5 protein-coding genes are annotated in these 13,010 nt (G+C 66.8%); 3 read left to right on the forward strand and 2 right to left on the reverse strand.

From position 1 onward, the window contains the following. Positions 1-13: 13 nt before the first annotated feature. Positions 14-346: a helix-turn-helix domain-containing protein gene (locus tag FED44_RS19935; RefSeq protein WP_111699019.1), complete on the reverse strand. Its 333-nt coding sequence runs from the start codon at positions 344-346 to the stop codon at positions 14-16. A gap of 260 nt (positions 347-606) precedes the next feature. Here FED44_RS19935 and FED44_RS19940 point away from each other — a divergent pair, with 260 nt between their 5' ends. The 3 genes from FED44_RS19940 (at position 607) to FED44_RS38510 (ending at position 9,799) form a co-directional block, all read left to right on the forward strand. Beyond that, a complete protein-coding gene (locus tag FED44_RS19940; RefSeq protein WP_165900524.1) occupies positions 607-4,314 on the forward strand; it encodes an AAA domain-containing protein in 3,708 nt (1,235 codons plus the stop codon). Then, positions 4,311-9,164, forward strand: a complete 4,854-nt coding sequence (locus tag FED44_RS19945) for a phospholipase D-like domain-containing protein (RefSeq protein WP_138461632.1) — start codon at positions 4,311-4,313, stop codon at positions 9,162-9,164. The genes FED44_RS19940 and FED44_RS19945 overlap by 4 nt, the downstream gene beginning before the upstream one ends. A gap of 401 nt (positions 9,165-9,565) precedes the next feature. Beyond that, positions 9,566-9,799: a helix-turn-helix domain-containing protein gene (locus tag FED44_RS38510; RefSeq protein WP_396700016.1), complete on the forward strand. Its 234-nt coding sequence runs from the start codon at positions 9,566-9,568 to the stop codon at positions 9,797-9,799. A gap of 135 nt (positions 9,800-9,934) precedes the next feature. Here FED44_RS38510 and FED44_RS19955 read toward each other — a convergent pair whose 3' ends face one another. After that, on the reverse strand, positions 9,935-13,009 hold the full coding sequence (locus FED44_RS19955) for a type I restriction endonuclease subunit R (protein ID WP_138461633.1): 3,075 nt from the start codon (positions 13,007-13,009) through the stop codon (positions 9,935-9,937). Position 13,010 lies beyond the last annotated feature (1 nt).

Raw genomic sequence — 13,010 nt, forward strand, 5'->3', positions numbered from 1 at the left:
CTGATCGAGTTGGTCAAGCGATTGCGGCGATGTCACCGTCATCGAAGTAGATCGACTGGTGGAGGCGGCCTCCGAGGGCGGCCGCGTAGCGGGCCAGGATGTCCTGGCCGGAGATCTTGCCCTGCTCGATCTGAGAGATGCGCCCCTTGGTAACCCCCATGCGCTCGGCTACCTGCTGCTGGGTGAGGCCGCGGCTGCGGCGGATCTCCGCCAGTCGATGCCCCTGGACCTCGGCCAGAAGCTCCCGCTTACCGGCTTCGACCGCTTCCTCTCCGCCGGCCCGCTCGACATGCTCCGCCCGGATGTCCTTCCAGCGAGGCGGCACGGGCCACGTTGCGGTGGACATTGCCGGAGATTCCAGCAGCCAGGGCAGCAGGCTGTCCCCTCCCGGGCGCAGCCGGTGACGTCCCTGCTAGGCCTCTGGGATGAGGGCCGCATGGGACCGTCCCCATGCTTTCAAGGGATCGGCAGGCGTACGATTCCCCCGTAGGCGGTCCTGGGACGATATGTCCGGATTGGCCGCGCTGTGTAACGAATTGCTCACTCTTCGCCAGATTCTTGGACCGTGCCGATAAGCGCAAGCACATGATGGTCAAGGAGCGAGGAATGGGGCTGGGCATGCCGAATGACAGCGATGTGGACAAGCTTGTTCACCACTTTTGCTGCGCCGCCACCACTGCCCATTACGGCCCCTACACCCCTCCCGACGGGCCCAATGGACACCTGACTGGCAGCGCCCTCATTCCGGGAAGGCTCTACCGCTATCGGCTAGTCGATCGTGAACAAATGCCAGTGGACATCCACGTCTATGTCGGCCTCGCAGACATAGGCGGCATGCTCTGGGAGCAGGAGATCAGGGTGCTGCTGCGGCTCGGCGTTTCCGCGCTGCCAGGGCTCGCGGAGATCCTGGAGGGCGGTTACGAGGACGCCGCCACCACGGCCGCAGTGGGGACCTCTGTCCAGGGGATCGCCTTTGTGGCGACCCGTGGCTCCGACTACACCTTGGAGGATCCCGGCGCGAGCGAGGCCATGCGTGCGCGACCCTTGGTGGCGCTGAGCCAGTTTGTGTTGCTTGCTGACGCGCTCGCCGAACTGCACGACCTGGGCGTAACCCACCGAAACCTGATGTCGGCTGCCATCTACGCCGACATCGACGCCGACACGCCTCGGCTGTGGATCGCCCGATTCGAGATGAGCGCACTCATCGGCAACCTTCTGCGGTCTAGTCTGGACTCCGGAACACGGCGGGATGAACTGCGCGAACTGTTCCTCGGTGTCGAGCCGGACCGGCGGCAGTTAGCTTGCCTGCCGCCTGAGCGCGTCCAGTTCCTGTTTCCCGACGACCACGCCGAAGGACTGCGGGACACCGCCACCGCCGATGTGTATGGACTGGCGGCGATTGTCTGGGAATGGTTCTGCAACCCCGATGACCTGCCCGATGTTCCGATCGACTGGGCAGACCACGCATCCGTGCGCGCCGCTCATGAGGCGCTGGGCAAGGCTATGCGTCAGGCGTTGGCTTGTTCTTCCACGCTGCCCACGCGCCTGACGGACGTGCTCACGGCGATGCTGGACGTACGGCCCTCGGCTCGGCCGACCGCCGCAGAGGTCGCCACCCGGCTGCGCCAGGACAGCGACGCGCTGCGGGTGTCACTCGATTCGACACGGCGGGAGCGGCCCTTCCTGGTCGTGCACATGCCCCGCCAGTCCGACGAGACCCTCCTCGCCCGGGATTGGATCTCACAGAGCGCGACCACTGAACCGGGGCGCGAGGAACTGGCTGCCTTCATCGTCGAGGACCTTCAGAACGCTAGGCTGGTGCTCTCCCCCCACGGCGCCGAGCCCTTCGTCAGGGGCGGGTCCGCCGCCGAGCGCCGCGAGGCGCGGTTCGTACTGCTCGGCCGGCGGATCGCCTGGTTCTGCCAGTACTTCTGGCGCAGGACCTGGGCCGGGCAGAGCCCACCGTTAGAAGAGGCGCTCATCATCAAGTACGTCGTGGAGCGCACCAGCCCACGGGTCGAGCGCATGATCGATGAGCTGGCCCGCGATCCCCTACGTGTCGAGGTTCCGGGGATCGAGACGGTCGCAATGACCATCGACGCCCGGAGCATGGACGCGCAACTTGCTGGCCGCCCCTCCTGGAAGGAATTGGTGGACCAGCTCACTCCGCCGACACCCGAGTCAGGCAGGGACCTGGAGTACGGCCGAGCCCTCGACTGGCTGCTCACCTTTCAAGGCGCCGAGCTTCGGGCGCGTACCTACCCCTTCACCCGCGTCGGCGCACTGGGCGACGAGGTCAAGGTCGAGTGGGAGCGCGAAACAGACCGACAGTACGTGCTGCGCGACGCGCTACTCACCAAACTGGCCGACTCCCCCTGGCTGCGGCCCGCCTTCGGCGACTTCTTCGGCAACCTTGAGGAGGAGGACCATGGCTACGCGCTCGTCGAGGTTGGCGAGGACGAGAACGGTCGACCCCGCTGGCTGGCAGAACGATCGGTCTGGCAGGTGAGCCACAAAGAGGGCGAGGACCGGGTGATCCTTCGTCGGCGCCCGGGGCATGGTGGCCGAGCGCTTCCTGCGAAGGGCTGGTTGAGGCCGTACAGCGATCAGGGCACCCAAAGCGCACTGAACCGCCAGGCTGACGCGCGCTGGGACCTGCTTGAGGCACGCGGGCTACTGTCCCAGCTGCGCAACCCGCGGTCGATCCGCACCCCCCAACAGCGCTGGGAGCAGGCTGGCGCAGAGCTGGAGGGCGAGAACAGCCAGGAGACCGTCCGTTCGATGCTGGCCTGTCAGCCTCTGTACGCCATCCAGGGCCCACCCGGCACCGGTAAGACGACGGTCGTTGCGGAGGCGGTCGCCGGCTATCTGGAGGCCGAGCCCACGGCCCGGGTCCTCGTCTCAGCCCAGTCGGGATACGCCCTGGACAACCTGGCCCAGCGGATCCTCGAACGGGTCGGCGAGCTCGGCCCTGATGGCAAGCCCGCCGATGAGTGGCCCGGAGTCGCGCTGCGGATCACATCCTACAGCGGCACCCCGCCCACCCCGACGGTCCAGCCCTGGACCCGCTCTGAGCTTGCCGTTCGGCAGGCCGGGCGGATCCGGGCCCGGGTAGGCCAGGTGCTCCGCGACCGGGTCGGCAGCGACTCCCTGCGTCTGGTCCTAGAGGAGTGGGCGCATTTGCTCGATCCCGGCACCGGTGACAACGTTCACCTCGAACTCGGGGACCGCCTCGAACGCGCGGCCAATCTGGTCTTCGCCACCTGTGCCACCGCCACGGCACAGGCGGTCACCCCCAGTGGAACCCGCAGCCGCTTCGACTGGGTGATCGTCGAGGAGGCCGCTAAGGCATGGCCAACCGAGCTCTCCATGCCGCTGTCGCGCGGCACACGCTGGACGCTCATCGGTGACCACAAGCAACTGGGCGCGCACCGCCGGGCCGACTTCGAGCGCTTCCTAGACAGCTGTCGCGCGGACCCCAACCCGGAGATCGCCGACCTGTTCCACCGCCGGGAGGACTACCTTGACGTCTTCGACACCTTCCGGCGGCTGTTCCGCCCGCTGGACGATCCGAACCTGACGGACGAGGCCCGCACGCGGCTGCCGCTGCGGCGGCTGACAACACAGTTCCGAATGCGTCCGCCGATCGCCGAGATCGTCAGCCGGGTCTTCTATCCCGAGCCGAACGCTGCGCGCCTGCCCGACGGACTGCCGCCGGGGACACTCACCAGCGGCCGCGAGGTCGCTGCCAGCCCTCTACGCAAGCCCCAAGCGCTGGCAGGGGCGTCCGTGGTGTGGATAGACACCCATGACGTGGCGGACTGCGCCGACGAACCGCGCTGGAGGAACCCTGGCGAGGCGCGCGTGGTCGGGGCGCTGGTCGACCTATGCAATCCGAGGCCGGAGCCTTACCAGAACGGGTTTAGCGGGGAACCGCTAGCCGTGCTCACCCCCTACCGGCAGCAACTCGACCAACTTCGCCAGTACGGCGCGCTGCGGGATTACCTCTACACGATCCACTCGTTCCAGGGGCGGGAGGCCGACATCGTGATCACGTCGCTGGTCCGAGACCGCCAACGCGGCCATGCGGAACAGACCTGGGCCAGCCTCGGTCATCTCGCGCAGCGCAACTTGATCAACGTGATGATGTCCCGGGCACGCAAACTACTCGTCATCGTCGGTGACTTTCACCACTTCTCCCGAGTCGACGCCGACACGTCCCTGGACGATGACGAACGCTTCTGGGGACGCCTCTGCACCGCGGTCCAGCTCTACGGGACCGTAGTCCCAGCCACCGAGGTGATCGGCGAATGACTGCCAGCCTGACCATCTACATCCCCTGCGACGTCGGCCAGGTCCGGGTTCGGATGGGCTACGGCAGCACGCTGTCCCCCGTCGAGGCCACCGCGCTGCGGGTAATCCACGCGCTCACCGGCACGACGCACGAGGCGGCCCAGATTAAGGAGCTGTCCACGGTGCTGGGGTTGGGCGAGCGGGTTGCGCTCGACCTGGTACACGATCTTTGGCGACATGGCCATGTGACGATCGACTTCGCCCTCGGCACGCTGGAGCTCAGCGAGGACACCCGTAGACGGCTCCAGGATGGGCAGCTGCACACATTGCAGAGCCTCGACTCGGAGGAGCGCACCGTCGATCTCATGGTGGAGAGGCTGACCGGCCACGTCATGCCCGCCACCGATGGAGCGTGGCAACCGCAGGACGGGAGGCTGGCCGTACGGCACGCCGCGACCGACACCCGCCTGGAGGCCGTGGCACAACCCGCGCTGCTGTCCGCCGTGAACCTGGCGCTGAGCCGTACCGGCCGGAACCGCTCGAGTGAACCTGCTTTGCGGGTCGAGGAGCGCCCCGGGCGGCGGGTCCTGTCGATTCGTACGCTCCCCCAGGACACCCGTACGGCCACCGGGCGCCGCTGGTACGCCCTGGACGTGCGGCCGGAGATCAACGACCTGACGGGGGCACTGATCGTCACCGTGGTCGACCGGCGGTTCCCGGCTGCCCGTCGCGAGTTGGCGTCCGCGCGGCTGACCGAGTTGGCCGAGGAGTTCCGCCGGGAGGCGTTCGCGACGCAGCTGCGTACCGTGGCGACCACCCGGCTCGGCGACCCACCGCTGGAGGAAGCGCTCGCCCGGATCGCTGAGAAAGCCCGCGGCCTGGCTGAGGTGCCGGGCACGCAACGGCGCGACCGCCACGACGACCTCACAGAGGACGCCGCCCAGATCGTTGAGATGATCGGCCACCGTCGGACGCGCGAGGTGGAACACCAGGTGATCGCTGGCGCTGACGCTCACGAGGAGGCCATGGCGTCCCTCATCGAGGAGGCGGAACGGCAGATTGTCCTCGTCTGCCCGTGGATCAAGGAAGCCGCCTGGAGCAGGGTAGAGCCCCAACTGAGGGCCGCTGTTGCGCGGAATGTCCAGGTTGTCGTGGTCTGGGGCATCAAGCACGGTGAGAAACTCGACGACCCGGTCGACAACGCCCTCGACAGCCTGGTACGGCAGAGCATCAGGACCCCGGTCATCCGGTCACGGATCTCCGCGCGTACCCACGTCAAGGCCATCGTTTGCGACGATAGGAAGGCCCTGGTCACCAGCCGGAACTTCCTGAGCGCCGGCGGTCCACGCCGCGAGGTCGGGCTGCTGATCTCGAACCCGGAAGGTGGCGCGAGTGAAGCCGTACGTGATCTGCTGGGCTGGGTGCGCGCCGCGGTTCCCGAAGGGCCGCTCAGCCGGATGGTCCTGCACCAGGCCGACCGTTTCCCTGGCCCAGCCTTAGAGCCGCCGCAACCGCCTGCGCTGCCCGAGCGCCCACCCGACGGCGACGATCCCCGGTATGCCGCGGCCTTGGCGGCCTGGCGGATGGCCTGGATCGCATGCGCCGACCGGCTCGCCGCCGAGGCGGACGCGGGCAAGCGTCCGTACGCGCGGCTGGTGGAGGACGGCGCACACCGTGAATTGCTGTGGCGCGCGCTGCGCGAGGCCCGGCGGCGACTGGTGATCACGTCGGAGAAGATCAGGGATGAGGTCCTGGACGGTCGTCTTGAAGCGGCGCTCGTCGACTGCCTCAAGCGTGGCGTACAGGTCACGATCGGCTTCAACCTGAGGAGTGGAGCGGCCGCCAGCCGTCTCCTGGCTCTGGAGGGCACGAACCCGGGTCTGCACCTGTCACCCGCCGACAGCCACTGCAAGGTCCTGGTGTGGGACGACGAGGCGGTCGTAGGGAGCTTCAACTTCCTGTCATACGCGGGGTACGGCACGATCGGTGGCCGTCACCAGCAGCGGTCGGAGCTGAGTTTGCGGCTGACGGGCGCCGCCGTAGCCGATGGCATCGCCAAGGCGGCGGGCGAGCCGTCCGAGGTCACCAAGCGGGTCAGCGGCGTGTCGCTCGCCCGCGCCAGCGTCGTCGACACCGGACCGCTCCAGTGCGCTCAACGCATCCTCAACCGAATCCCGGTGCTGGGCCTCGGCGCGGCCGTCCGATCAGAACTTGACGCCATGCCCAACCCATGGCCGGTCCTGGATCACTTGCCCGCTGGTCCGGAGTGGCAGGCCGCCGCCGCATTCTGCCTGTCCCACAACGCCGGGCACCATGGTGTACGGCGTGCGCTCGTCCAAGACCTTTGGGATCACGGCCTTTTCGCCGAGGCCGGGATCCTCGACACTGACCCACCTCAAATCCCCCGTGAGCTGGCTGCGCTCGGCCGGTCCCTGGAAGCCGATGACGACCGTGCCTTGGCTGAGGCGGCGGTCATGTTGGGCGAAGTCGAGCGGACGGCGGTGCTGGCCGTGGCGGTGGCCAGGACCCTGACCCGGGGCTCCGACCAGGCCGCCGAGCTGCTCACTTCCCTGTCACCTGCCGACGGCCCGTGGGAACGCCTGGCGACCCTCGTGCACGACCACCATGTGCGCACCTACGGCGCTAATCCAGCTGAACTGATTCGGGCCGCGACGGCCGGCCGTGACCACATGGATCTATCGAATGCGTGGACGGAACTGGACCTCACCGTCACCCGCCAACGGCCTGCGATCTCCAATCACCCAATCGCGTCGAAGGTGCACGCCGCGCTGTTCAAGGTGAGTGGAGTGTTCGGCCGGATCAGCGCCGCCACCGTCAAGCGTGATCTGCCCGCGCTGACCGAGGCCCTTAAAGAGTTCCCGGACCGCGGGGAGAGCCGGACCGTGGAGAAGATGGTGGACCACGTGTGGAAAGAGTCCGCGCCGCAGGCCGATCTCCTGTATGGCGGCCCACGTAGCGCCTACCTGCCCAGGCTGACCGAGCTTGTGCGCGCGGCGCGGCGGGTCGTCGAGCTCGCACGGGCGCGAGCGGACCGGACTGCGTCTCCATTCCCTCCCGAGCTCATCCTCGTCACTGAACAGCTCGCCACGGCATACCGCCAGATGCGGCCCGAGCTGGGTGGAGAGCCGTACGGGCCGCTGGTCACGGCCGCTCTGAGCGTTCTCGACCGGTATTTCGGGCTCCTCGCCGAGCCGAGCGACACGGCCGGTCTATGGCGATATCCCCGGCTTACCGCCGCAATGACATGGGAGGAGGGTGATCTAGTCGGGCCCCTGCTGGCCGATCTGGCCGATCCCGTCACCGTCCACGAGTCGGCGCGCCGCCTAATCGAGTCGGGGGAGTACTCCGCCGCAGAGGACCTACGTGACAATGTGAACTTGCCCACTGCCGTACTGCGGGACATCTCAGACCAGCTCACAGCAGCCCGTTCCGCCGCCATCACCCGCAATTGCCGTTCCGCTGAGGAGTTGCGGCGCCGGGCCCACCGGGCCGGCGGCAGCGTGATGATCGACATCGACAACCTACGTCTGGAAACGCAGATGCGTGCGGCCAATGCTGCCGCCGCGCTGGCGTCGTTCGAGCGCGAGGTGGAGGCTATCGAGGCCAGGCGCGGGAAGGCGCTGCTGGAAGCGGAGCCGCCGACGGACCTCATGCCCGAAGAAGTTGGACCGTGGCGGAATGCGATCCGGTCGTGCGTGGAGGCACGCGAGTTCGCGGCAGCGGAGGCGCTGGTCACGGCCGGTCCTGGTGATCGCACGATTGAGACTCCCGTGCCCGTCGGGGCCGTCTGGCCCTATCGGGACACGAGTCTCGAGCGGGTGCTGAGCTGGTATTTTGATACGCGGGATGCGCCGCCCGGCTTTGCTGAACTGCGCCCGGCGACGGATGATACGGCGGCCTGGGAACTGCTGTCCTGGTTGCGCGAAGCGGGGGACGGATTCACGGGGACGCTGTGCCGATTCCTCGGGACACCGGAAAGGGACTACCTGGAAATCCCCACCGTTCCTGGCCTCCCTCCGGAACTGCTCGGCGACGGTCTTGATGTGTCGGCCGACGGCTCACCGCCATGTAGGGGACAACGACCGGCCGTTTGGGTGGCGCAGAGCGCTAACGCGAGCCCGCCTGCGGACGTGGCGATGATCGACGTCCCGTTCCTGCTGCGCCTAGTCGCGCAGGACCCCGCGACGCGGTTGACCTCCTTTCTGTACGGCGTCTGCGCCCGATTGCCGATGAGTGATGTGGTCACCTGGTATCGCGCGAGCGGCCCCTGGAAGCACCAGCAGGTGAGCGGGCTGCTACGGTTTCTCGGGGTAACCACCGACGGCGTCGTCGTGGATGCGTTGCTTCACACGACCATGGGTCGGCCTGAGCTGCTCCGACTGCTGCTCTGCGAGCTGCTCCTAGATCCGTTGCCGGGTCGTGCCCGCCACGTAACACTCGACCTGCCCCGGGTGAACAGAGTGCGCGACAGCGACAAGTGGCTCTCGGCCGGGCGGGCATGGCTGCTGTCCCGTCTCGACCTCGAAGCCCAAGTGCTGCTGCGTACGGCTGCAGCCTTCGACTACCCTGAGTTTACGCTTGACGACCTCCGCTCGGGAATAAACGCGATCGTCGACGATCTAATCGCTGAGAAGATCAACGCACTACCTCTGGACGCCGCGGTGGGAGACCTCGTCGCCGAAGGACTCATCCGTGAGCAGAGCCCCGGGCGGTACACGCTTCTGGTTCGCGACCTGTTTGCGGAAGATCGACCCGGCTACAGCCCGATCGAAGAGGCAACCCGGGCGGCACACACGTTATACCGCGACCGACCATTACCTGACACGGCAGCTGTAGATCTTGATGTGTGAGGTGTTCCTGCAGGTCACGCCATGCGGGTGGGTTGTCGTGTCGTAAGCTGAGCTGCCACAGCGCGCTGGTACTTCGCGGCATACAAATCCGACGCAGCGAAGTCGTGCTGCAGCAGCGTCAGCTGGCTGCTGGCCGTCGCCGGGCACGGTCGTCCACGGACACTCACGACGGGAGCGCGCTCCCGTGATGTCCAGCTCGCGCATCAGCCGTTCTCGACTGATCCGCTGTTCGTGAATATCGATGTCCTGGGCCTACACCACCGTTCGCGGCCTTAACGGAACTTAAATGGGTCTTGTCGGTGAGCTGACGAGGGCTGATCTGATCTGTATGACCAGGGTGTGCGGTATGTGCAAGGCGGCGGCTTCACCCCCCAGGAGCAGGGGCGTTCGAGGAGGCACGGCTGCGAGCGGCCGAGATGTTCGAGCAGGGGGTCACGAACGCGGCGGTAGCCCGGACGTTGCGGGTCACGCAGAGGTCGGTGGACTGGTGGCGGCGCGCCTGGCGCGAGGGCGGCACGGCGGTGCATGAGGCTCATAGCGCGGACTGTAACAATCGCCCCCGACAAAACTGCCTGCCCACTCTCGCCCGGCCCCGGCGTCAAGCTCTTGCTCTCGCGCCTCTACCTCCGCACTAACCTGCAGCTGAGACGAGCTGATCAGAAAGCTGCGCGGAGTACTGGATCGCCAGCAGGCGTGGCCCAGGGGGTAGATCAGGGCGCGAGCAGCGCGACGGGGCCGACAGTCGCTACAGGTTGCCGGGCCTCGGTTCGTCAGTCGACTAGGTAGTGGGCTTCGATGTAGGCGACGGTGGAGTCATAGGGCTCTCCTACCGGCTTCAACGTGTACCGGCGGAAGACCGCGGCGGTGGCGCGACGGACGCCCCGGTTGCGAGCGTCGGCGTTGTCCCAGGAGCCGGCGAGGGTGCGGGTGACCACCTGGTCGATCTCCTCGGCCAGGTTCCTCTCCATGACTGAGAATCCGGACGGTGCGTGGTCGTGGATGATCCGCGACAGGACACCCACGTGGTCGTCGTCCAGCACGACGGCTTCGTTGGGGTGTTTTTCGGCGTCCACGATGGCGCGGGCGATCCGCAGTGCTTCGGACAAGAACTCCAAGGCGTCCTGGGCGTTTTGGATGATGCGGTCCCGCAGCAGCTTGATCCGTTCTGCGAGGGCGGTGTACTTCGCGGACCCCGGTTCAACGCCCTTGTCGAGGGAGGCCTTGATGTGGTCCAGGATCTCCGCCGCGGACGGCGGCGTCTTGTCCTCGCCGTCGTCTTTGCCGGGCTTGGGGCGGACAAGGGCCAGCAGTTCCTTGAGGATGGCGATGCCCTGGGCGTCCAGGACAAGGGCTTCCTCCTGGGAGGCGACCACAGAGAAGGAGTGGACGTGGGCATTGATGATCTTCAGGACCATCGGCCCCAGCTCGCTTAGCCGATCCTTCCTCTCCTCGTCGGAGGACCTCTTGAACAGCGTCGTGTACACGGACCCGAAGAGCCCGAAGCCGTCCCGGTATTTGTCGACCCGCTTGTCGGTGTTGATGAGCGGGTACAGGCGGGCCAGGAGCCGGTAGTCCTTGCTGAACACCTCGGCGGCGCCAGGGTTGGCGTCCAGGAAGACGTTGATAGCTCGTACGGACTCGTACCCGTGGACCGTGAGGTCCAGGCCGTCCACGTCCACGAGAAGGTCTTCGATGCGGGCGAAGGTGGCGCGGAACTCGGCGACCAACTCCGACAGGTCGGTGACGAACCCGCCACCCTTGCCGGCCCTCGGTGAGGTGGGGTCGACGACGGCCCGCTGAACCTCTTCGGCCAGGCCGATGTAGTCCACGACCACGCCGGAGGTCTTCACGAACCCGGTCGGGGACACCCAGGTACGGTTCGGGCGGGTGATCGTCTGGAACAGGGTGTGAGCCTTCAGCGGCTTGTCCAGGTAGAGGACGCCCTCGTTGGGGGCGTCGAACCCCGTCATCAGCTTCGCGGTCACCACCAGGAAGCACAATGGGTCGTCCGGGGTGAGGAACCGCCGCTTCTGCTCCTCCTCCTCGGCCTCCGAGAGCTGGAACGGCCGCATGGCGCGGTCTTCGTCCTTGGAGTCCGAAATGGAGATGTTCACCTCGGCGGTGATCCGGTCATGCTTGCCGACTTCGGCGAGCACCTGTGACGCCCCGAAGCCGGCCAGTAGCTCGTTGATCTTGTCTGTGTACGCCACGGCCAGCTCACGGTTGTAAGCGACGACCTGGGCCTTGAGACCGTTGCGGTAGGCGCCGGCCAAGTAGTGGTCCACGATGTCCTGACAAACCGCGTGGATGCGGTCGGGGTTGGTGAACACGGAGGTGAGACGCCCGAACTTGCGGGACAGGGACTCACGGTCGGGATCGTCAAGGTCGAAGTTGTCGGCGAACTGGTCGAACTCAGCCTGCAATGCCTGGTCGTTTATCTCGAAGGCGACAGGGTGCGGGTCCAGCATGATCGGGACGGTCGCCCCGTCCAGCAGAGACCGGGAGACCGAGTACCGGTGCAGCACCCTGTCTGGGTCGGTCTCCTCGCCGAAGAGGGCGAAGGTGTCAGTGGCGAGGTTGCTGACGGGGGTGCCGGTCATGCCGAAGAACTTCGCGTGCGGCAACGCTCCACGCATCTGCCCGGCCAGGGACTCCGACCTGTCGGACTGGGTGCGGTGTGCCTCGTCGACCAACACGATGATGTTGCGCCGGGTCGACAGGTTCTTGCCGGCGTCGGCGAACTTGTGCACGGTCGTGGAGATGACGCCACGCACGTCGTCGGCCAGCAGGGAACGTAACTCCTGGCTGGTGGCGGGCTGATGAAAGTAGGCGTCTCCCAGCGCGGAGGTGAACACCCCGGAGGTCTGCCGGACGAGCTGGGTCCGGTCCGAGAGCAGGATGATCGTAGGCGACTCGGTACGGGTGTCGGCCAGCAGCAGCGAGGCGGCGAACACCATCAGTAGCGTCTTCCCGCTCCCTTGGTGGTGCCAGATCAGACCCTTCTGACCACCAGCTAGGACTCGCTCGTGGATCAGGTGGGCGGCCTCCATTTGCGGGTAGCGAGGCAGGTACTTCTTGTCCACCCCACCCCCGGAGGTGTCGAACAGGGCAAAGTTGGCGAGCATGTCCAGAACAGTCGCCGGGTTGAGTAACAGCTCGACGGAACGCTGCACGTCGGCCTGACCGGACAGGTTCTCATCGTCGGCGGTGGACCGGAACGGCTGCCACAGGTATGTAGGTGCGCCAGCGGCGCCGAACCGCAGTTTCAGCCCGTCTGAGGCGACCGCGAAGACGTTGGGGGTGAAGAACCACGGGTACTCGGTGACGTACACGTCGTTGATTTCGCGGGCGGCGTCCGCCCAACTGGACTTCGTGGTCGGGGACTTCACCTCGACCACCACCAGGGGCAGGCCGTTGACCCAGTACACGAGGTCGAACCGGCGGGAGGTCTTGCCGGGGACGGTGATGGTCACCTCGTCCGACACGACTAGCGTGTTGGCGTTCGGGTGCTCGAGGTCGATGACCTTTAGGGCGTGCCACACGCCGTCGGCGTCCCGGAACTCTTTGCGCCCGCGCAGCAGGCGCAGCACCTGCTCGTTGGCCCGGACCAGCCCGCCTTCAACGGCGTTGACTGTGGCGATGATTTCCTCGACCAGCGCGTCCACGTCGAACCCCTCGATCACATCGGGGTTCAGCCGGACGATGGCATCCCGCAGTTGGCCGGCGACGATCGTCTGCGTCGTCTCACGCGGCAGTGACCTGCCCGCTGTAAAGGCCCATCCCATGGGGAGGGACCACTGGATCATCAGGTTCTGGAACTCACGCTCCCGAATGCCCTTCGCCACG

The organism is Microbispora triticiradicis (assembly GCF_005864065.1).
In the GTDB taxonomy this organism is placed as follows: Bacteria; Actinomycetota; Actinomycetes; order Streptosporangiales; family Streptosporangiaceae; genus Microbispora; species Microbispora triticiradicis.

What these genes read in the sequence shown, in the direction of transcription:
- FED44_RS19935 (WP_111699019.1), bottom strand. Translation starts at nt 346, where the DNA reads ATGTCCACCGCAACGTGGCCCGTGCCGCCTCGCTGGAAGGACATCCGG.
- FED44_RS19940 (WP_165900524.1), top strand. Translation starts at nt 607, where the DNA reads ATGGGGCTGGGCATGCCGAATGACAGCGATGTGGACAAGCTTGTTCAC.
- FED44_RS19945 (WP_138461632.1), top strand. Translation starts at nt 4,311, where the DNA reads ATGACTGCCAGCCTGACCATCTACATCCCCTGCGACGTCGGCCAGGTC.